The following is a 21,357-nucleotide window of genomic DNA, read 5'->3' on the forward strand; positions in this document are numbered from 1 at the left end:
TCGCCATGCCGGACCCCGGAGCTGTCGGCCCGTCGTCGACGTCGGGCCCCGTCGGCGGCGCGCCCCAGCGGCTGCGCGGCGGCGTCCTCGGCATGGCGGACATCGCCGCCGCCACGATGGCCAACGTCGGCCCAGCGATGAGCTTCTTCTTCGGCTTCGCCTTCCTGGCCACCACCGCGGGGGTCGCATCGCCGCTGACCATCGTGGCGGCGGGGGTGGCGGTCGCACTGCTCGGCAACACGTTGGCCGAGTTCTCCCGGGCCCACCCCTCGGCGGGCAGCTTCACCACCTTTGTCGGCCGGACGTTCGGGCCGGTCAGCGCGGTGACCACGGCCCTGCTGGCCGGACTCGGCTACATCATCGCGATGGCCTCGGTGATCGCGATCTCGGGCGGCTTCGTGCAGATCACCCTGCACCACTACACGGGTGTGGACCTGCCGTGGATCATCTGGACGCTGCTGCTGACCGGGCTGTCGGTGGTACTGATGCTGCGCGGGATCGTGGTCTCCACCAAGTGGGCCGGCTACTTCTTCGGCGTGGAGATGCTGGTGCTCGTCGTAGTGTCGGTCGCGACGCTCATCGAGCACCGTGGCAACCTCTCCACCACCCCGTTCCAGCCTGACCACCTCACCCACGGCCTCAAAGGGCTGGCGGCCGGCTTCCCGCTCGCGGTGTACCTGTTCATCGGCTGGGAGAACTCGGCCGCACTCGCCGAGGAGACGGAGAACCCACGGCGCAACGTCGGCCGCGCCGTGTTCTCCTCCGTCGCGATCATGACCGTGAGCTACATCCTCTTCTCCTACGCCACGGTGACCGGCTTCGGCTACGACGTGGAGCGGCTCGGCGCCTCCCCGATCCCCTTCATCGACGTCGCCCACCACACGCTCGGCGCGCTGGCGCTCCTCGCCTATGTCGGCGGCCTGACCTCCACCCTGGGCGTACTGATCGCGGGCATCAACTCCCAGGCCCGCCTGGTGTTCAACGCGGGACGCGAGGGACTGCTGCCGTCCTTCTTCGGCTACGTCCACCCCATCCGTCGTACGCCGAACAACGCGATCGTCACCTTCGCCGTCACCGCACTGCTGATCATCGGAGGCTGGGGCCTGGGCCATCTGCTCGGGTCCGACGGCGGTTCGATGAACCCGGTGGTCTTCTTCACGGAGTCGTCGAGCCTGGGCGCCATTCTGATCCTGCTGGTCTATCTCGCGTCCAACATCGCGCTACCGCTGTACTACCGCAGATACCGCCCCCAGGAGTTCCGGACCGTCCGCCACCTCGTGCTGCCCGCGATCGGCGCCCTCGCCATCCTGGTCCCGCTCTACTACCTCGCCAAGCCCGGCCAGCCCGCCCCGTACAGCTGGTTCCCCTACGCGGCCCTGGCCACCCTGCTCGCAGCCGTCGGCTACGCGACCCTCCTGGTCCGCCGTGACCCCGGCCTGGCCGAGCGGGTGGGCTCGGTCGTCGCCGACGCGGAGTGAGCCGAAGGATCCGCCCTCGTCGACCACGCCCTCCTCGCCACGGCCGTCGCGATTCCCGCGCCGTTCAGCGGGACGGCGACGAGCAGGCCGAGGCCGATGCCGATCGCCGTGCCGAGGACCCGGCGGAAGCCGCGGACGAGCGTATCGCCGCGTGAGGTGGTGTTGACGAAGATCCACCAGGTGGCGCCGACGGCCCAGTACCAGTGCTGCCCGGACACCAACTGCCCCATGACCAGGGCGAAGCCCGCGCCGGCGGTGGCCTGGATCGCCTGGCGCGTGGTCACCCGGGCCAGGTAGCCGCCGGCCGGCGGTGCGGGCACGGGTGCCGGGGCAGGCGGCGCTCGTGGCACCACAGCCCGAAGCGCACGACGGACGCCGTGAGCAGGGAGCCACGAAGAAGTGCGAGCCTGATGCCGAGCGCGGCCCGCACGGCGAAGCGCAGCCGCGTCCGGCCCGGGTCCGGCGCCAGGAACGCCCTGTTCAGCACAATTGACGTCGAATATGCTGGGCCATTGGCACAGACATTTCGGTCCTGGAGCGTCCACCAGCGAGGCAACGGACCACGGACGAGGAGAGGCCGGACGTCATGGCCGTGGACGAGCTCGACACCCGCATCCTGCGGCTGCTGCTGGAACAGCCCCGCACCAGCGTGCGCGAGTACGCCCGTGTCCTCGGCGTCGCGCGGGGCACGCTGCAGGCCCGGCTCGACCGGCTGGAGCGGGACGGCGTGATCACCGGCACGGGGCCGATGCTGTCACCCGCCGCCCTCGGCCACCCGGTGCTGGCCTTCGTGCACATCGAGGTCACCCAGGGCCATCTCGACGACGTGGGCGACGCCCTCGCCGCCGTGCCGGAGATCGTCGAGGCCTTCTCGATCACGGGCGGCGGGGATCTGCTGACCCGCGTGGTGGCCCGCGACAACGCACACCTGGAGGACGTGATCCAGAAGCTGATCAGCCTGCCCGGCGTGGTCCGCACCCGCTCCGAGGTGGCCCTGCGTGAGCGCGTCCCGTACCGGCTGCTGCCGCTGGTGGAGTCGATCGGGCGGGCGGCGGCGGCCCGGAAATGACCTTTGACATCCTGGGTCCATGAGCGGTCTCAGCGGCATCTCGGTCATCTTCGATCTCGACGGGACGCTCGTGGACAGCGAGCCCAACTACTACGAGGCGGGCCGGCAGCTCCTCGCCGAGCACGGGGTTCCCGACTTCACATGGGCGGATCACGAACGGTACGTCGGCATCAGCACGTTCGAGACGGTCACGCTCTGGAAGCGGGAGTACGGCCTGCGGGCCTCCGTCGACGAGTTGCTCGCCGCCAAGAACCGCCGCTATCTGGAACTCGCCCGCACCGCCACGCGCGCGTACCCCGAGATGCGCGCGTTCGTGGAGCTGCTGGCGACCGAGGGGGTCCCCATGGCCGTGGCGTCCGGTTCGTCGCACCGGGCCATCACGGCGATCCTCGCCGGCACGGGCCTGGACGCCCATCTGCGCACCGTCGTCTCGGCCGACGAGGTCGAGCGCGGCAAGCCCGCCCCCGACGTCTTCCTGGAGGCAGCCCGCCGGCTCGGCGCGGCACCGGGCGACTGCGTGGTCCTGGAGGACGCGGCCCCCGGCGCCGCCGCCGCGCACGCGGCCGGGATGCGCTGCATCGCGATCCCGTACGTGGCCGCGCAGGCGGACGCCCCGGAGTTCGTGACCGCCGGCCTGCTACTGCGGGGCGGCCAGAGGGAGTTCACGGCGCGGGGAGCGTATGACTGGCTCCTACGCTCCAACTGGACCAACTAGACCAACTGGACCGACTCGACCAACCGGACCAACTGAGCTTCCGATTAGCACCTTTTGCGACGCCAGGCATCCAATGGGAGGATTGAGACTGGTACGCGCTCCCGCACGAGCCGTTCCACAGGCACTCGCGAACACCGCGAGGTCCGTCACCTCCTTGCCGACACCCATGCTCGGCGCGCGTGGCCGGCTGCCGTGACGCATGCGTCCCGAGCTCCACCATCCCGGAGGGACCGATGGCTGCTGCGAAGACGCCCAGTTACGAGCAGAACGTTCCGGACACCGTGTACGGCTATGTGGCCGCGCGGTCGCAGGGCGGGGTACCGATGACCCAGGCGAGGCGCTTCGAGTCGGCCGCGCCGTTCCGGGCCGAGGAGCGCGTCCGGGAACGGGCGAAGGAGTACGCCCGCCAGGCCGGCCTGACGGTGACCGCCGAGAGCCGCCTGGGATTCGCCGTGGCCGGCTCGCCGGCGGCGTACGAACAGCTGACCACCGGCAGGATCGCCAGTTACGAAGTGCGCCAGCGGGTCGAGATGAGCCGAGAGCGCTCCGTGACGCACCTGGACATCATCGGCGACCGTCAGCCCCGAGCCCTCGGCATCGGCGCCGCGCCCGGTGAGGACACCATCGAGGCGGTCGCGCTGGAGGAGCCGCGCGTGCCCATGCGGCTGCACCCGGCGACCGCCGATCCGCCACTGGTCGCGGACTTCCATCTCACCCTTCCCGACGACGTGGCCCGCCTGCTCAACGCCACGCCCGCACACCAGCAGGGGCGCGTGGGGCGGGGCGTGAAGGTCGCCATGGTGGATACGGGACAGGCTCCGCACGCGTACTTCACCGAGCACGACTACGACGTGGCCCGGACCTTGGCGGTCGTACCGGGGACCGATGCGGCGGAGGATCCCGTCGGGCACGGCACGGGTGAGTCGGCGAACATCTTCGCCGTGGCGCCCGGCGTACGCCTGCGTCCGTACCGGGCGAGCAACCAGGAAGGCGTTCTCATTGCCGCCATGGGAGGTTTCCTGCGCGCGAAGGCGCGACAGCCGCAGGTCCTGACGAACTCCTGGGGCACGCCGACCCGCTTCCCCGAGGACGGGCCACTGCCTGAGCTCGACCGGCTGTGGGCGCTGGAGATCCGGGACGCGTTGGAGGAGGGCATCGTCGTCGTCTTCGCCGCGGGCAACGGCCACTTCTCGATCGAGCCGCAGGTTCCCGGAGTGCTGTCGGTCGGCGGGGTGTTCTCCGGTCCGCAGGGCGAGCTGCGGGCGTCGGACTACACGAGCGGTTACGCCAGCCCCTGGTTCGACGGCGTCGTCGTCCCCACGGTTTCCGGACTGGTCGGCCTGGCGCCCCTGGCCCAGTACCTCATGCTCCCGATTCCGCCCGGCTGCACGATCGACGTCGAGGAGAGCGATGCGGACGACGGGACGTCACCCCACGACGGCTGGGCGCTGTTCTCGGGCTCGTCGGCGGCGGCACCGCAGATCGCGGGGGCGGCGGCACTGCTCCTGGAGGCCCGCCCCGGGCTCACGCCCGACGAGGTCACCGACGCCCTCGCCAGAACCGCCACCGACGTCACCACCGGCAAGAACGCCTTCGACATCCCGGCCCGCCGCGGCCCTGACGAGGCCACCGGGGCGGGGCTGGTGAACGTGAGCGCGGCGCTGGACTTCGTCCTCACGCACCACAACCCGTAACGCCGAAACCGGCCACGCCCGGGCGTCGCTCCTCTAGATTCTGGGGAAGTGCCTGAAGGGAGCGGCAGGTTGACGGAGGGCGGCACCCGTAACGTCGTGGGCGGCAACACCGTGGCGAAAGCCGTCGTCCAGGCCCAGTCGATCGGTGAAGTTCACTTTCATACGGCTGCTGCGTCGTCGGAGGCCGAACCCGTCGCGTCGGACCCCTGGGTGCGCAAGGCCCTCGAGTCCTGCGTCTGGCAGCACGTGCCGGCCGGCCGCGACACCGGCCACCACCGCCGGTATGTCGCGGCCGTGGCGTTCCGACTGGCCGGCATGCGGGACGAGTGGGAGGGGTCGCTGGAGCAGGATCCCTGGTGCGACTCACGGATCGCGACCGCGTTCCTGGACAACGTCGACTGGCTGCTCGGCGAGCCACCCCAAGGCCAGGCACAGGGCCAGGCACAGGGCCAGATCCAGGGCCAGATCCAGGGCCGACCCCGATCGGACAGCCTGGACCTCTATCCGGCCGAGGCGGCCCTCCTCGTCCTGTTCCCCCTCCTCCACCGGGTCCATTACCTGCGGCGGGCGGTACGGCTCGCGGAGGTCCGCCCCTGGTCCCTGCAGCCCGACCCGGGCGCCGGGCCCCGCAGGGAGGCGTACGAGCTCTTCGCGGAGGAGAGTGACGCGCTCGTCCAGCGTGCCCTGCGGGACCCGGAGGCCGAACCGCTCGTCGGCTGGTGGCTCTACCACCGCAGGCTGGCCCAGCACGAGGAGTTCTCGGAGGCCGACTCGGTCCCCGCCCTGCTGGCCGAACTGGGCGAGCCCGCAGCCGAGTTGGGCGGCGCGCTGGCCGCCGACCGGGTGACGGTCCTGCTGCACGCGCTGCGCCGGGGACCCGATGTGTGCCATCCGGAGTTCCTGAATCTGCTGCCCGCCGACGACCGCGTCCGCTGCGGCCCCGGTCATCAGCAGATCCGCTTCCAGCGTGCCGCCCTCCTGCTGGCCCTGGCGTACGGCATGTCCGTCGAGATGACGGCGTTGCCCGACATCGTCGCCGAGCACCTCGCCATCCCCTACCCGGTGGACCTCGCCGAGCTGCGCCGCACCCTCACGGCGGCGGAGTGGGGAGGCTCGCGCGAACTTCCCGTACTGCGCGCGCAGTGCCGTCACGAAGCGGTCGTCGAGGGCTTGCGGGAGTACACGGCGCGGGCCGACGCCCTGCTGCACGCGGTACGGCGCACCACCCGCGAACGCGTCAACGAGCCCATGCCGGACCTCCCCACCCGGCTGTCCGCCGACGGCGTGCTGCCGAGCCGCGGCGCCTTCGACGGGTATGCGAGGTTCCGCAGCGACGGGCGCCGGGTCCTCGATCTGGCGATGGGGATCGAGCTGTACAAGGACCGTGACCTGGCCGTCCGGGAGCTGTACCAGAACGCGCTCGACGCCTGCCGCTACCGGCGCGCGCGGCAGGAGTACCTCGACCGCACGACGGGCTCCTCCGGCGCGGCGTACACCGGCAGCATCTCGTTCGTCCAGGACACCGACGAAAAGGGCCGGCCGTATCTGGACTGCCAGGACGACGGCATCGGCATGGGCGAGGCCGAACTTCGCGGTGTCTTCTCCCACGCGGGGGCACGCTTCGCGGAACAGCTGGAGTTCAAGCTGGAGCGGGCCCGGTGGGAGGCGCTGGATCCGCCGGTCGAGCTGTACCCGAACAGCCGGTTCGGGATCGGTGTGCTCAGCTACTTCATGCTCGCCGAGGAGATCCGGGTCACGACGTGCCGTATGGACGCCGACGGTGTCCCCGGGCCCGTGTACGAGGTGTCCATCTGCGGTCCGGGGCACCTCTTCCGCATCGTGCAGACCAGAGCGCGGGGGCGCGAACCGGGTACCCGCGTCCGGCTGTATCTGCGTTCCGACGTCGCACCGGAGAGCTGGTCCGTGATCGACGTCCTGGAACGGGTGCTCGCCATCGCGGAGTTCCCGACGACCGCGCGGAAAGGTGCTCTGAGCAGCGACTGGGAGCCCGGGCGGCTCAAGGAGCGGGAGCGGCCCGACCGGGCCGACACCGGACTGCACGCGTACGGGGAGCAGTTGGCCTGGGCCGAGGATCCCCGGGGCGCGCAGGTCGTCTGGTGCGAGCACGGCGGTGCGCTGCTGGTCGACGGCGTGGTCGTCGAGCCGACGGTGCGCAAGGGGGTCTTCTCGGCGACGGGTCTCGGGCTGACCGGGGCGGTGGTGAACCTGCGTGGTCCGTCCGCCCCTGCCATGCTGTCGGTGGACCGCAGGCATGTGCTGGACGATGTGACCGCCGCGGTGCGGGAGCTGCTGGAGAAGGCGACCGATGTTCTGGCGGAGGGCGACGAGGGGCTGCCGGACTTCTGGTGGCTGAATCGAGTGGCCGTGGACAGCGCGGCGCTCGCGGACGTCGTGGACCGGGCACTCTTCTCGCGCGGCCGGGAACTCACCTTCAAGGGGGTGGAGTTCGGCGGTCCGCAGACCGGCTACTTCCCGGGGGACTTCACTCTCGTCCCGAGGGAGCCCAGCGAAGAGAGCGCGTACGGTGGTGGCCCGTGGGCTCACGTGGACGGGGACGCACCGGACCACGTGTACGTGTGGCGGCTCCTCGCCCGCCGTCCCGCACGCGCCCTTCGGAAGCTGTCGGAAGTGTGTCCGGAGATCGACGACCACCGCCCAGTGCTCCGGCCGACTCCCTCCGACCAGTGGCTGCTCCTGCACGACCAGCAGAGCACCGACTCACCGAGGTGGCGCCGGGGGGCCCGCGACCTGAGCGGCATCGCGCAATCCGCCGACACAGTCCAGTGCACGCCGCGCGACGTGGCCGCCCGGTTGGCCGCGCTGGGCTTTTCGGACACCGATCCCCGCAAATGGTCGCCCGGAGCGCAGCTCACCACGGCGAACAGCCACGCCTTCAGGACGCAGTACGGCGAGAGCCTCGTCCGGGAGAAGCCGCTCGACTCCGCCGACCTCATGCAAGCGGTGGCCCGCATCAACGACACGGTCGCCGCGACGGCCGAACTTCTGCGGGACTTCGGGGCCGACGTACCGGAGAAAGTGGTGGCCCTGTGTCAGGCCGCGGAGAAGGACGAACTGCTCTGGCAAAAGCCGGGGAAGCCTGCCCGCGGCTGCCTGGATCCTGACGTCGTGGTGCCACCGGGGCACATCGCGGACGCGAGCATCCGGCTCGCCATACCCGTACCCGAGGTCTGCCGGCGGCTCGCGGCCCACGGGCTGCGCAGCGACCCCGGTCGGCTGCCGGACCACCCGACGCCGGAGACCCTCTCCCTGCTGAGCAGGAACGTGACCGGTGAGTCTCCCTGGCTGGACCGGGCGCGGACACCACCCCCAGGCCATGTTCTGCATGCGGCGAGTGAACTCGAGCTGGAGCCGACGGAGGTACTGGCCAGGCTCGCCGCCCTCGGGTTCGCCCTGCCCGAGCCGTTCCCCGCCGATGCCTCCTTGGACGACCTCTGGGCTCTTGACGACGAGGTCTACGGCGAGTTCCTCGTTCCTCCGGGGCCGCTGTCCTACGGAAGCGTCTTCAGCGGCGTCCAGGACCTCGACGATCTCCGCCACAAGATCCGCCGCATGCGTGCCTACGGATTCGACATCGCGCTGGAGGTACCCCGTCGGCCCACCTCGCTGGACAGGGAGATGCTGTGGGAGGGCAGCCCGTTCAACTGGTGGTTCATCAACACGGACGAGGCGGTTCCGTTCAGTCAAGTCCTTCTGGCCGCACGGCAGTTGGGAGACCGGCCCGCAGCCATCGCGAAGCGCCTGCACGCCTGCAACATCGCCACCTCGCACGACAGCCTCCCCAAAGGCCTCTCCTTCAGCGAGGCGTTGAAACTCATCCGCGCGGACGAGCTGGACGTGGGTGATGTTCCGGACGTCGGCAACTTCCCGCTCCAGTACCTGCACAAGACGGCCCTCCGCAAACGCACCGGCATCCGCCACATCACCTCCCTCCTGAACCAACTCGGCATCCCCGTCCCCGACCCCGCCGACACGATCAGAGCCGCCCTGGCGCGCGTGCCCCGCCCTCCCCATTCCTGAGCGCCAAATCCCGTCAGCACCGTTGACGCCTCCTCAGCCCACACATAACGTCTGGTCGACCATTCGTACACTGTTCGATATTCCGAACCTGCGTTGACCTCGCAGAGGAGCACACATGGCACCGCCCCTCTCCAGACGATCCCTTCTCCAGGCCGCGGCGCTGGCGGCGGCGACCCCCGCGGTCTCGTTCGCGGCAACAGGCCGGGCCTCGGCCGCCGTTCCGGGGGCTCAGGCTGCGGCCGCCGGGCAGGCGGCGCAGGCCGCGGCAGCCGCCCCGCCCGCCTGGACCGTCCAGCCCTTCGCCCTGGACGAGGTGGCCCTCAGGCCGGGCATCTTCACCGGCAAGCGCCAATTGATGCTCGATCACGGCCGGGGCTACGACGTGAACCGGCTCCTGCAGGTCTTCCGCGCCAACGCCGGGCTCTCCACGGGCGGCGCGGTAGCCCCGGGCGGCTGGGAGGGGCTGGACGGCGAGGCCAACGGCAATCTCCGCGGCCACTACACCGGCCACTTCCTGAGCATGCTGTCGCAGGCGTACGCGAGCACCGGGGACCCGGCCTACGCCGACAAGATCGGGACCATGGTCGGGGCGCTCACCGAGGTGCGCGAGGCGCTGCGCCGCGACCCTCGGATGCTGAGCGTCGCCGGGAAGTTCGGCACCGCCCAGGAGAACGTGCGCGGCTCGTACCAGTACGTCGACCTGCCTGCCGCCGTGCTCGGCGGCGCCTCCGCGATCACCCTGTCGGCCTGGGTGAAGCCCACCCACAACGCCAACTGGGCCCGCGTCTTCGACTTCGGCAACAACAACACCCGGTACATGTACCTGGTCGCCCGCAACGCGAGCGGCATCCCGCGCTTCGCCGTCACCACCAACGGCCCCGGCGGCGAGCAGGGCCTCAACGGCACCGCCGCGCTCCCGCTCAACCAGTGGAGCCACCTCGCGGTGACGATCAGCGGCAGCACCGGCACCCTGTACGTCAACGGCACGGCCGTCGCCCAGAACACGTCGATGACCCTCAACCCGTCGGCGCTGGGCACCCTGGCGAACAACTGGCTCGGCCGCTCGAACTTCTCCGGCGACCCGGTGTTCGCGGGCGCCTTCGACGAGTTCAACGTCTGGTCGCGGGCCCTGACCGCCGCCGAGATCACGGCGCTGCAGAGCAACCGGGCCTCCGCGACCTCGGCCGGCCGGGGCAACCTGGCGTCGTACGACTTCTTCGAGACCACCGGCGGCACCTTCGCGGACGCCTCCGGGCGCGGGCTGACCGCCACCCTGCGCCGCACCTGGGGCGGGCCGAGCCACCCCGGGTTCCTCGCCGCGTACCCGGAGACCCAGTTCATCGAGCTGGAGTCGATGACCAGCGGGGACTACACCAAGGTGTGGGCGCCGTACTACACCGCGCACAAGATCCTCAAGGGCCTGCTGGACGCCCACCTCGCCACCGACGACGCCCGGGCCCTCGACCTCGCGTCCGGCATGTGCGACTGGATGTACTCCCGGCTGTCCAAGCTGCCCGACGCCACCCTCCAGCGCATGTGGGGCATCTTCTCCAGCGGCGAGTTCGGCGGCATCGTCGAGACGATCGTCGACCTGCACTCGATCACCGGCAAGGCCGAACACCTCGCCCTGGCCAAGTTGTTCGACCTGGACAAGCTCATAGACGCCTGCGCCGCGAACACCGACATCCTGGACGGCCTGCACGCCAACCAGCACATCCCGATCTTCACCGGCTACGTCCGGCTGTACGACGCCACGGGCGAGAGCCGCTACCTCACCGCCGCCAAGAACTTCTGGGGCATGGTCGTCCCGCAGCGCATGTACGGCATCGGCGGGACGAGCACGGCCGAGTTCTGGAAGGCCCGCGGGGTCATCGCCGGCACGATCAGCGACACCAACGCCGAGACCTGCTGCGCACACAACCTGCTCAAGCTGAGCCGGATGCTGTTCTTCCACGAGCAGGACCCGAAGTACATGGACTACTACGAGCGGGCGCTGTACAACCAGGTGCTCGGCTCCAAGCAGGACAAGGCCGACGCGGAGAAGCCGCTCGTCACGTACTTCATCGGCCTGAAGCCCGGGCACGTGCGCGACTACACGCCCAAGCAGGGCACGACCTGCTGCGAGGGCACCGGCATGGAGAGCGCCACGAAGTACCAGGACTCGGTGTACTTCAAGAAGGCCGACGGGAATGCTCTGTACGTCAACCTGTACAGCCCGTCCACGCTGACCTGGGCCGAGAAGGGCGTCACGGTCACGCAGAGCACGGACTTCCCGAGGGAGCAGGGCTCCACGATCACCATCGGCGGAGGCAGCGCGTCGTTCGAGCTGAAGCTGCGCGTGCCGTCCTGGGCGGCCGGCGGCTTCAAGGTGACCGTCAACGGCAGCGCGGTCGGCGGCACTCCGGCCGCGGGCAGCTACTTCACCGTGTCCCGGACCTGGCGCAGCGGCGACACCGTGCGCGTCACCCTGCCGTTCCGGCTCCGGGTCGAGAAGGCCCTCGACGATCCGTCCCTGCAGACCCTGTTCTACGGCCCCGTCAACCTGGTCGGCCGCAACTCCTCGACCGACTACCTGCAGTTGGGCCTGTACCGCAACGCCGGACTCTCCGGCGACCTGCTGCCGTCCCTCACTGCGGTGTCCGGCAAACCGCTCCACTACACCCTGGGCGGCACCAAGTTCGCCCCCTTCTTCGAGGGCACCGAGGACCCGACCCACGCCTACTTCCGGCGCTCCGAACCCCGGGTCGTCCTCGGCAACACCGACTCCGGCGTCGCCAATCCCGCGAAGTCCGACGGCACCACACTCCTGGACGAGATCTGGGCCGGCGCGCCCTTCAGCGGCAAGAGTGCACTGGTCTCGCGTGTGCGGTCCACCGTGAACGCGTGGGTGACCGCGGGCCTGCTGAGCCAGGCGGACGGCCAGACGGTCGTACGTACGGCGGAGCAGGCCACGTACGCCCCCTGAGCCGCCGCCCGCCCAAGGGCCCCGGGTCCGGGACTCGGGGCCCTGCTGCACGTGCGGCGCACGCCCTCCCGCTACGACCGGCGGCGGGGCTTGCCTCGGCCGGTGCCCTTGGCTCCCTTGGCTCCCTTGGCGCCGCCGGAGCCGGCGCGGAGGCTGCGGCCGGTTCCGGGCTGGCGGCGGGGGCTGCCGGTGCCTTCGGGGCGCTTGCGCTTGGGCTGCTCCGGGGCTGCCGGGGTCTGGGACGTGGTGCGGCCCCGGGTGCTGTTGACCGTGCGGCCGCGGACGACGCCGATGAAGTCCTCGATCAGGTCGGTGGTCGCGTCCTGCGGCCAGGACAGGGCGATGCTCGACTGGGGGGCGTCCACGAGCGTCCGGTAGGTGAGGTCCTTGCGGTGGTGGAGACGGGCCAGCGACTGGGGTACGACGAGCAGGCCGACACCCGCCGCGACGAGCTCGACGGCGTCCGCGGTGGTCGCGGGGCGCTCGAAGGCGGGCTGCCCCGGTGGCCGCTCCCAGTCGAGGACGTCGTCGAGGGGGTGGAAGACGACCTCGTCGGCCAGGTCGTCCGTGGTCACCTCCTCCACCGCCGTGATGACGTGGTCCTTGGGGACGACGACGACCGTGGTCTCGGTGTAAAGGGGGATCGCGCTGAAGAACGTACGGTCGACCGGCAGCCGTACGAATCCGGCGTCGGCGGCACCGTTCCGCAGCAGGTCGGACGCCTCGGCGGCGGTGGCCGCGTGGAGGGTCAGAGGGACCTCGGGGAAGCGCTCGTTCCAGATCCGCACCCACTTCGAGGGTGTCACTCCCGGGACGTAGGCGAGCCGGAAGGAAGGGGCTGCTTCCGAGGACGAAGGGGGTGCTTCCGAGCCTGTCACCTGGCCAGGTTACCGGCCGTGGTCGGCGGCGGTTCACCCAGTCGATACCCTTGAGACCATGACGTCGCACCAAAGCACCCAGACCATGAAGCCCGCGACCGCGGCCAAGAAGCTGGGTGTCTACCTCGAAGCCACCCCCGCCGAATTCCGGGAGGGTGTCGTCACGCGCGCGGAACTGAACGCGCTGCAGGCGGACCCGCCGCAGTGGCTGCGCGACCTGCGGCGCGACGGCCCGCACCCCCGCCCGGTCGTGGCGCAGAAGCTGGGCGTCTCCATCGCGGGCCTGGCCCGCGGCGGTGTCACGGAGCCCCTCACCACCGAGCAGATCGAGGCGCTGAAGCAGGAGCAGCCCGAGTGGCTGCACAAGGAGCGCGCCACCCAGGCCGAGGTCCGCAAGGAGGCGGCCCGCCTGAAGGAGCGGGACGCGGAGCGCGCCACCGAGCGCCCCTGACCTCGCCCGCACGGTCTCGCCGTGGGCGGGTTCCGTCCGCCGAAGCCCGGCCGGGGAACCCGCCCACGCCTCCCGCCGGCTCAGTCCGTCACGGACCGTTCCTGGATCGACTCGAGGAAAGTGACCGGCGGGATGAAGAAGAGGGTTCCGGTGACGGCCCGCGAGTAGTCGAGGATGGGGTCGGGGCCGGATTCCGGGCCGCCCAGGAACATCTTCCGCATCATGGCCTCCGGTATCTCGGGCGTCCGGGCGTAGGCGATGAAGTACGTACCGAACTCGCCATGTCCGGGCCTGCCGAACGGCATGGCGCCGCGCAGTATCTCCAGCTCCTCCCCGTCCGGGCCGGTGACCGTGTTCACGTCCTTGTGGGAGCCGGGCACGTCGAGTTCGATGTTGGTCAGCTTGGAGCGGCCGATCACCTTCTCCTGGGCCTCGACCGCCAGGGCCTCCCAGGCATCCACGTCATGCAGGTACTTCTGGACGATGGCGTAGCTTCCGCCGCTGAAGACGGGATCCTCGTCCCCGACGACCGCCGCCTCGGCCGCCGCCTGGCCGACCGGGTTCTCGGTGCCGTCGACGAAGCCGAGGACGTTGCGCGAGTCGAAGTAGGCGAAGGCCTGAACCTCGTCCTGGACGGTGACCGCGCCGCGCAGCCGCTTCATGATCTCGGCGGCCAGGGCGAAGCACAGATCCGTGCGGGCGGCACGGATATGGAAGAGCAGGTCGCCGGGGGTCGACACGGCGCGGTGCCGTGACCCTTCCAGCTCCTTGAAGGGGTGCAGCTCCTGGGGGCGCGGGTCACCGAACAGCCGGTCCCACGCCGTGGACCCCACTCCGGCCACGCAGCACAGGCCGCCGTCGGGACTGGGGAATCCGACGGCCCGTACCAGCCCCGCGAGCCCGGCGAGCAGATCGCGGACCTCGCTCTCGCCGCCCGGCTCGATCGTGACCACCAGGAAGACAGCGACGGGCGCCGGCGGACTGAGCACCGGCTGTGACTGTGCATCGGTCAACCGCATCGACGACGACGGCATGGTTCCCCTCTCACCCTCAGACCCCGCCAACTAACGATGCCCGGCCGAACCGCGAGCGATACCCGCCAAATTTCCGCACATATGACTAGTGCGAGGCGTGCGGAAAGCCGTGTTCGCCGCAGAAAACCCGCATGCGAACGCACGTACGCATCTGGGATCATCCGGGAATGGTCCACCGTCTCGAGGAGCTGCTGGCCCGTCTGTCGGGGCTGTCCGAGGGCACGGTCGCCGACACCGCGGTGCGGACGCTGGGCACGGTCCGCGAGATGGTCGGCGACCATGTGCGGCACAACGCGTACTTCATCGACTTCCCGGCCAACGTGCCGGACACCTACGACTTCTGGACGGGCTGCATCGCCGAGGCGCTCGCCGACGACGCGACGCGCGCGAGCGTGCTGGAGCAGTTGAGCGACGGCGTCGTCGACCTGCTCACCCTTCCGTCGTACGGCCGCTACCAGCACACGTACGCCGAGATGCTGGGCCACCACGAGGAGCTGATCGCGGCGGCCGGCGACCGTGTGACGGTGCTGCAGCTGGGCGACGACGCGGACAGCGAAGTCACCGCCCTTTACCTGGCGTTGTAGGCCATGAAGGGACTTCCTTCTCAACTCCTTCTTGAACTAGTCCTTTCGCTTTCCTCGCCACTCAACTCTTCCGGCCGACGCCGATCGGCGCTCACCGCCGGTCAGCTGTCGTAGTCCACCGTCAGCGTCTCGGAGACCGGGTAGGACTGGCAGGTCAGCACATAGCCCGCGGCCACCTCGGCCGCCTCCAGCGCGAAGTTGCGCCGCATGTCCACCTTGCCGTCGGTGACCAGGGCCCGGCAGGTGCCGCAAACCCCGCCCTTGCAGGCGAACGGCAGGTCGGGGCGGCTGCGTTGGGCGCCGTCGAGGACGGTGCGCTCCCGTGGCAGGGCGGCGGTGGTGGAACGGCCGTCGAGGGTGATGGTGACCTCGCTGACGGGTCCCGTCGGGCCGGCCTCCTCGTGGTGCGCCTCGCGTACCGGCTCGTCGTCGGCGTAGAACAGCTCCTGGTGCACCCGCTCCGCCGGGACGCCGAGTCCCTCCAGCACCCGCTGCGCGTCCCGGACCATGCCGTGCGGGCCGCACAGCCACCAGTGGTCGGCGCTCCGTACATCGACCAGCGCGTCGACGAGCGTCGACAGCCGGTCGGCGTCGATACGGCCGGAGAGCACCTCGGCCTCCCGCGGCTCGCGGGAGAGCACATGAGCCAGCTGGAACCGGGCCGGATAGAGGTCCTTGAGGTCCGCCAGCTCGTCGGCGAACATCACCGTGTCGGTGCGGCGGTTGCCGTAGAAGAGGGTGACCGTCGAGCGGGAGTCGGCAGCCAGGACGGACTCGGCGATGGACATCATGGGCGTGATGCCGGAGCCCGCCGCGATCAGTACGTGATGGCCGGGCGTGGTGAGGTCGGGGGTGAAGGCGCCGGTGGGGGCCATGACCTCGACGGTGTCGCCGGGGCGTACGTCGTCGACGAGCCAGGACGAGAACAGGCCGCCGGGCACCACCCGTACGCCGATCCGCGGGCTCGACCCGACCGGCGAGCAGATCGAGTACGACCGCCGCTCGTCCCGCCCGTCGATCTCGCGGCGCAACGTCAGCGACTGACCGGGCGCGAAGGCGAACTCCTCGGCCAGCGCCGCCGGGATGTCGAAGCCGACGGCGACCGCGTCCGCGCACAGGGGCGTCACGGCGGCGACGCGCAGGGCGTGGAAGGCCGGACGGCGGCGGGTGCGCGGGCGTACCGCGGCAGCCGGCTGTGCTTCCCTCAGGCCTTCCATTCAGATCTCCTTGACGTACTCGAACGGCTCGCGGCAGGCGCGGCAGCGCCACAGCGCCTTGCAGGACGTGGCGGCGAAGCGGGAGGTCTCCTCGGTGTCCGCCGAGCCGCAGCGCGGGCACGACACCGCCTGGCGGGTGGGTGACAGCACGAGCGGGACAGGGCCGCCGCGCGGTGCGGGGCCGGGCGGGGCGATGCCGTACTCGGCGAGCTTGCGGCGGCCGGCCGGGGTGATCCAGTCGCTGGTCCAGGGCGGGTCGAGGACCGTACGGATCTCCACACGGGCGTACCCCTCGTCACGCAGCCGCGCCGCGACGTCGGCCCGCATCTCGGCCATGGCCGGACAGCCCGAGTAGGTCGGGGTCAGGCTCGCGACCACCGTCCCGTCCGCGGTCAGCTCGACGCCCCGCAGGACGCCCAGGTCGGCCAGGGTGAGCATGGGCAGCTCGGGGTCCGGCACCTGTTCGGCGATGTGCCGGGCGCGCCGGGCGTCGAGCAGGGTGGTCACCATGTCGCCTCCGGGTGGGCCCGGGCCACGCCCTGCAACTCGGCCAGCAACGGGGCGAGATGCTCGGTGTGCTCGCCGTCGCGGCCGGATCCCGGCAGCGGCCGGTACACCGGCATGGGCAGTCCGGCTGCCGCGGTGACCTGGCGCAGAACGGCGACGACCTCGTCCCGTACGTCGCACGCCGTGAACAACTCGCCCACGTAGGGGGCCACTTGCTCCAGGGCCCGGCGTGTCCGGCGGTGCGACTCGTCCGTACCGTCACCCAGGCGCACGGCCCACTCGGCGGCGTACTGCCGGTGGTAGGCCAGCTCCTTGACGCCCTTCGCGGCGATCGCCGCCAGCACCGGGTCCGGGTGGTCCGCCAGCCGCTCGAAGTGGGCGAGGCGCCAGCTGGAGAGCAGCAGGAGCCGCACGATCGAGAACGCGAAGTCGCCGTTGGGTACTTCGGCCAGGCGTACGTTGCGGAAGTCGCCGGCGTCGCGGAAGTAGGCGTAGGCGTCCTCGTCGCGGCCGGAGCCGTCGGCCTGGCCGGCGCGGGAATAGAGCAGGCGGGCCTGGCCGAGGAGGTCGAGGCCGATGTTGGCCAGCGCCACCTCCTCCTCCAGCTCGGGGGCGCGGGTGATCCACTCGGCGAGGCGCTGGGCCGACACCAGGGCGTCGTCGGCGAGCGCGACACACAGGGCCGCCAGTTCGCCGCCGTCGATGCCGTCGGGCACCGTGGTGTCCACGCCGTGCAGGGGGTCCTCGAAGCCGGTGCCGTAGGCCCAGCGGGCGTCGTCCTCGTGTCCCTCGGCGAGGGTCAGATAGACGTGGTCGTCACTCATGCCCTCTCCTTCAGATGTGCGGGACGTCGTCGGGGATGTCGTAGAACGTCGGGTGGCGGTAGACCTTGTCGGCGCTGGGCGCGAAGAACGGGTCCTTCTCGTCGCGCGTGGATGCGGCGATGTGCTCGCTGCGCACCACCCAGATGCTGACGCCCTCGTTGCGCCGCGTGTACAGGTCGCGCGCGTGGGTGAGCGCCATCCGGTCGTCGGCGGCGTGCAGCGAGCCGACGTGCACGTGGTTGAGCCCGCGCTTGCCGCGCACGAACACCTCGTACAAGGGCCAGTCCTGCTTCTTGGCGTCGTCGGCGGTCATGCCACCGCTCCCTTCCGTTCGCGGGCCGCCTGCTTGGCCGCGTGGACGGTGGCCGCCTCCCGCACCCAGGCGCCCTCTTCGTGGGCGCTCCTGCGCCGCTCCATTCGCTGGTCGTTGCACGGCCCGTCGCCCTTGATGACCCGCATCAGCTCGTCCCAGTCGGGGGTGCCGAAGTCGTGGTGGCCGCGCTCGGCGTTCCAGCGCAGCTCCGGGTCGGGCAGGGTCACGCCGAGCTTCTCGGCCTGCGGGACGGTCATGTCGACGAAGCGCCGGCGCAGCTCGTCGTTGCTGTGCCGCTTGATCTTCCAGGCCATCGACTGCGCGGAGTTGGGCGAGGCGTCATCGGGCGGACCGAACATCATCAGCGACGGCCACCACCAGCGGTTCACGGCGTCCTGCACCATCTCCCGCTGGGCCTCGGTGCCACGCATCATCGTCATCAGCAGCTCGTAGCCCTGCCGCTGGTGGAACGACTCCTCCTTGCAGATCCGCACCATCGCGCGCGCGTACGGCCCGTACGAACTGCGGCACAGCGGCACCTGGTTACAGATCGCCGCGCCGTCCACGAACCAGCCGATCACACCGACGTCCGCAAAGCTGAGGGTCGGGTAGTTGAAGATCGACGAGTACTTCTGGCGGCCCTCGATCAGCCGGTTCGTCAGGTCCGCGCGGTCGGCGCCCAGGGTCTCCGCCGCCGAGTACAGATACAGGCCGTGCCCGGCCTCGTCCTGCACCTTGGCGAAGAGGATCGCCTTGCGGCGCAGCGACGGCGCGCGCGTGATCCACTCGCCCTCCGGCTGCATGCCGATGATCTCCGAGTGGGCGTGCTGCGCGATCTGGCGGATCAGCGTCTTGCGGTAGCCGTCCGGCATCCAGTCCCGCGGCTCGATCCGCTGGTCGCGCGAGATCGTCGCATCGAAGTGCTCCTGCAGCTGCTCCGTCATCGATACCAGCTTCCGACTTCCGGCTTCCCAACCGACCATTCGTTCGGTACCAGTGTGACTTGTTTTCCGGTGCCGAGCAAGACCCGTCACATGAGTCAGAGCCGCCCTGAATACCTCCTCGGGGTATTCAGGGCGGCTCCGGCGCGGGCCGTTCATTCAGCCCGCGTCAGGCACCTTCAGCTTGTCCCAGCTGACCTTGCCGGGGATGCCGTCCGCGTCCTTGCCCTTGAAGTGGAGCTTCTGCTGCCAGGCGGCGTAGGAGCGGCGGTCGGCCTCGGTCCACTCGGGGCTCGGGCCCTCCTCGTAGCGGCCGCAGCCCTCGGCGACCAGGCGGCGGCCCATGGCTGTGATGATCGGGGACTTCTGACCGATGTGGAAGAAGCCACTGCCGGGGAACGGCACGAACTTCGGCTTGGGCACGGGCTTCGGGTCGGGGGCGGGCTCACCGCCACCGCCACCGCCGTCCTTCAGCCGCTGCGCGATGCGCTTGCGCATGCCGTCCATGGTGAAGCCGCGCGGGTCCTGCTTTCCGGGCTGCCACTCCTTGTGGCCGATGACCGAGCGTTCGCTCCAGCCGTGGTGGCGGCAGATCGCGGCCGAGACCTTCTCGATGGCTTCCTTCTGCGCCTCGGGCCAGGGGTCCTTGCCGTCGCCGAGGTTGATGCACTCGAAGCCGTAGAAGCGGGCGTTGCCGTCGGTGTCGGCCTCGTTGTCGTGCGGCAGCTTCGACTCGTTGATCACGGCGCGCAGGACGTCGCTGTCGCCGAGGCCGGCGTGGTTGGCACGGCCGTTGCCGACGAGATGGATCTCGCCCTTCTTGTCTATGACGCCGTGGCAGAGCGGGCCCGGCAGGCCGGAGTAGCCGTTGTAGCAGATGTTCACCGACGCCTCGGTGCCCTTGGTGACGGTGTGGTGGATCATCACACCGTTCACCGGGCCCCAGGCGCCCTTGCTGTTGCGGTTGTGGGTACGCCAGCTGCGCACCTCGTGCACCGTCAGACCCTCCGCGCGGAGGATCTCCACCATCTTCGACGCGCTCAGGGGCTTGGCCATTACTCGTCTCCCTCCGCCGCCGCCTCCGCATCCGCGGTGGTCTGCGACCTCCCGCCCGAGGGGTCCTCCGCCAGCTGCTCCTCGCGGCGCGCCTGCTCCTCCGCCGCGAGCGTCGCCTCGTCCGCGGCCGGGATGCTGCTGGCCATCGGGTTGAAGGCGAGGCGCAGGTCGACGGTGCCGCCCTCGCCCTTGACGAGGGCCAGCGGCGCGAAGCTGCGGGCGATACCGAAGGGGCCGCGCAGCAGCGGGCGGCGGGCCGCGTCCGTGGGCCACTCGACGCTTCCGGTGGCGGTGCGGGCGGGGATGATCCAGTGGTCGCCGGTGCGGTAGGTGGCGCCCTTGGCGAAGTACACCTCGACCCCGTCCTCCAGCGGCAGCCACTCCCCCTCCGCGACGGGAACCGCACCGCCCTTCAGGGCCGTCGTACGGCCCTTGCGCTTCGGCCCCTCGTGGTGGTCCCAGCGGCGCAGGAACGGGTTGAGGTGGGGCAGCCGTCCGACGGCCTGGTCGGGCTCGGCGGACAGGCGCACCCGGCGGCCCGGCAGGTCCAGTTCCTCGACCCGGAGCAGGGGCAGCGGTTCGAGGCGGGAGGCGTAGCCGGTGTCGGTGAGCTCCACGTGGTCACCGACGTCCAGGTCCAGCTTGTCGTCGTGTCCGAGGGACGCCAACTGCACCCAGGTGCCGTCGAGTTCGTCGACCGGGAAGACCACCGAGCCGTTCTCGCGGGACCACTTGAAGGTGGCGTCCTTCGCCTCGCCGCCCGCGTGGACCTCGACGCGGTACAGCTGGTTCTCCTGGCCGCGGTAGCGGGCGTCCGGCTTCACGAGGCACGGGTCCTCGTCGGCGTGGTCGGGCCGCTCGCTGCGGGCGGCCAGGCGCGCGGTGGGCGTGGCCTGCTTGCGGGCCCACTTGTCGAAGGCGGCCCGGACGACCTCCTTGGACGGGTCGGTCTCCTCGATGTCCAGCGCGGCCAGCGACAGCGGCAGCACCTGCCAGACGACCTTCACACGGGCGGTGGTGTCCGGCATCGCCGCGCCGAGCGCGACCTCGCGCAGCGCCGGGTCCTCGGCGGCGGATACGGCACGCTCCCACACGTTCAGGTAGACCACGAACGGCGACGTGGCGGGCGAGGGCAGCCGGTCGCCGGGCTTCTCCGGGTCGCGGAAGCCGTCGGGCTGGTCCCAGTAGGTCCAGTACGCGGGCGGAGCGACGGCGTCCTGCTCCTGCTCGTCGGCTGCGTCGTCGTCCGGGACGGGTACGCCGGGCGCCGGACGGGTCGCGTCGACCAGGATGCCGTCGACGTAGTAGCGGCCGCCCTGGATGTGCAGCGTGTCGATGTCGTGCTTGCCGCCCACGTAATCGATCTTGAAGCCCACGGCGTCGCGCGGTCCGCCGTGCCGGCCGATCAGGTCGGCGGCGAGGGTGCGGGCCTGGTGGAGCTGGATCGCGGTCTGCTCGTTGAGGTCGGCGTCGAGCTGGACGCGGCCCTGCTGGGCGATGACCGCCGAGTAGCGCCGTTCCGGGCGGAACGTGAGGCGGGAGAGATCAGCGTGCATGAAGGGGGTCCCCCTG

At 70.7% G+C, this 21,357-nt stretch carries 16 protein-coding genes and 2 pseudogenes; 8 read left to right on the forward strand and 10 right to left on the reverse strand.

From position 1 onward, the window contains the following. Positions 1-5: 5 nt before the first annotated feature. Positions 6-1,478: an APC family permease gene (locus PBV52_RS04630; protein ID WP_274236976.1), complete on the forward strand. Its 1,473-nt coding sequence runs from the start codon at positions 6-8 to the stop codon at positions 1,476-1,478. A 38-nt stretch (positions 1,479-1,516) separates the two neighbouring features. On the opposite strand, the pseudogene PBV52_RS04635 reads toward PBV52_RS04630, so the two are convergent. Continuing rightward, positions 1,517-1,866, reverse strand: a pseudogene (locus tag PBV52_RS04635) (FUSC family protein); the annotation flags it as partial. Positions 1,867-2,064: 198 nt separating this feature from the next. On the opposite strand from PBV52_RS04635, the gene PBV52_RS04640 reads away from it, so the two are divergent. The 5 genes from PBV52_RS04640 to PBV52_RS04660 all read left to right on the forward strand — a co-directional run bounded on the left by PBV52_RS04640 (position 2,065) and on the right by PBV52_RS04660 (position 11,980). Beyond that, positions 2,065-2,547 carry an Lrp/AsnC family transcriptional regulator gene (locus PBV52_RS04640; protein WP_274236977.1) on the forward strand — a complete coding sequence of 161 codons (483 nt, stop codon included), beginning with the start codon at positions 2,065-2,067 and terminating at the stop codon, positions 2,545-2,547. A 19-nt stretch (positions 2,548-2,566) separates the two neighbouring features. After that, positions 2,567-3,262, forward strand: a complete 696-nt coding sequence (locus tag PBV52_RS04645) for an HAD family phosphatase (protein ID WP_274236978.1) — start codon at positions 2,567-2,569, stop codon at positions 3,260-3,262. A gap of 233 nt (positions 3,263-3,495) precedes the next feature. After that, positions 3,496-4,956 carry a S8 family serine peptidase gene (locus PBV52_RS04650; RefSeq protein WP_274236979.1) on the forward strand — a complete coding sequence of 487 codons (1,461 nt, stop codon included), beginning with the start codon at positions 3,496-3,498 and terminating at the stop codon, positions 4,954-4,956. 69 nt (positions 4,957-5,025) lie between these two features. Then, positions 5,026-9,015 (forward strand): ATP-binding protein, encoded by a 3,990-nt coding sequence (locus PBV52_RS04655; RefSeq protein WP_274236980.1) that lies wholly within the window; start codon positions 5,026-5,028, stop codon positions 9,013-9,015. Positions 9,016-9,130: 115 nt separating this feature from the next. After that, a complete protein-coding gene (locus PBV52_RS04660; RefSeq protein ID WP_274236981.1) occupies positions 9,131-11,980 on the forward strand; it encodes a beta-L-arabinofuranosidase domain-containing protein in 2,850 nt (949 codons plus the stop codon). Between the two features lie 71 nt (positions 11,981-12,051). Here the strand turns inward: PBV52_RS04660 and PBV52_RS04665 are convergent, their stop codons facing one another. Next, the gene (locus PBV52_RS04665; protein WP_274236982.1) at positions 12,052-12,858 is read right to left on the reverse strand and encodes a LysR family substrate-binding domain-containing protein; all 807 of its coding nucleotides are present in this window, start codon (positions 12,856-12,858) and stop codon (positions 12,052-12,054) included. 58 nt (positions 12,859-12,916) lie between these two features. On the opposite strand from PBV52_RS04665, the gene PBV52_RS04670 reads away from it, so the two are divergent. Then, positions 12,917-13,309, forward strand: coding sequence for a DUF5997 family protein (locus tag PBV52_RS04670; protein WP_274236983.1), 393 nt, complete (start codon positions 12,917-12,919; stop codon positions 13,307-13,309). Between the two features lie 80 nt (positions 13,310-13,389). On the opposite strand, the gene PBV52_RS04675 is transcribed toward PBV52_RS04670, so the two are convergent. Continuing rightward, on the reverse strand, positions 13,390-14,343 hold the full coding sequence (locus PBV52_RS04675; protein WP_274236984.1) for a Dyp-type peroxidase: 954 nt from the start codon (positions 14,341-14,343) through the stop codon (positions 13,390-13,392). 131 nt (positions 14,344-14,474) lie between these two features. On the opposite strand from PBV52_RS04675, the pseudogene PBV52_RS04680 reads away from it, so the two are divergent. After that, a pseudogene (locus tag PBV52_RS04680) lies at positions 14,475-14,924 on the forward strand (hypothetical protein); the annotation flags it as partial. A 104-nt stretch (positions 14,925-15,028) separates the two neighbouring features. Here the strand turns inward: PBV52_RS04680 and paaE are convergent. The 7 genes from paaE to PBV52_RS04715 all read right to left on the reverse strand — a co-directional run bounded on the left by paaE (position 15,029) and on the right by PBV52_RS04715 (position 21,341). Continuing rightward, positions 15,029-16,144 (reverse strand): 1,2-phenylacetyl-CoA epoxidase subunit PaaE, encoded by a 1,116-nt coding sequence (gene paaE / locus PBV52_RS04685; protein WP_274236985.1) that lies wholly within the window; start codon positions 16,142-16,144, stop codon positions 15,029-15,031. Next, entirely contained in the window at positions 16,145-16,654 is a 510-nt protein-coding gene (paaD, locus tag PBV52_RS04690; RefSeq protein WP_274236986.1) for a 1,2-phenylacetyl-CoA epoxidase subunit PaaD, read from the reverse strand. Continuing rightward, a complete protein-coding gene (gene paaC / locus PBV52_RS04695; protein ID WP_274236987.1) occupies positions 16,648-17,475 on the reverse strand; it encodes a 1,2-phenylacetyl-CoA epoxidase subunit PaaC in 828 nt (275 codons plus the stop codon). Before paaC ends, paaD begins: the two co-directional genes overlap by 7 nt. A gap of 10 nt (positions 17,476-17,485) precedes the next feature. Next, positions 17,486-17,788 carry a 1,2-phenylacetyl-CoA epoxidase subunit PaaB gene (gene paaB, locus PBV52_RS04700; RefSeq protein WP_274236988.1) on the reverse strand — a complete coding sequence of 101 codons (303 nt, stop codon included), beginning with the start codon at positions 17,786-17,788 and terminating at the stop codon, positions 17,486-17,488. Beyond that, positions 17,785-18,771: a 1,2-phenylacetyl-CoA epoxidase subunit PaaA gene (gene paaA / locus PBV52_RS04705; RefSeq protein ID WP_373921828.1), complete on the reverse strand. Its 987-nt coding sequence runs from the start codon at positions 18,769-18,771 to the stop codon at positions 17,785-17,787. Before paaA ends, paaB begins: the two co-directional genes overlap by 4 nt. A 117-nt stretch (positions 18,772-18,888) precedes the next feature. Next, a complete protein-coding gene (locus PBV52_RS04710; RefSeq protein ID WP_274236990.1) occupies positions 18,889-19,785 on the reverse strand; it encodes a peptidoglycan-binding protein in 897 nt (298 codons plus the stop codon). Beyond that, positions 19,785-21,341, reverse strand: a complete 1,557-nt coding sequence (locus PBV52_RS04715; protein ID WP_274236991.1) for a DUF6519 domain-containing protein — start codon at positions 21,339-21,341, stop codon at positions 19,785-19,787. Before PBV52_RS04715 ends, PBV52_RS04710 begins: the two co-directional genes overlap by 1 nt. Positions 21,342-21,357 lie beyond the last annotated feature (16 nt).

The organism is Streptomyces sp. T12, from assembly GCF_028736035.1.
GTDB lineage: Bacteria > Actinomycetota > Actinomycetes > Streptomycetales > Streptomycetaceae > Streptomyces.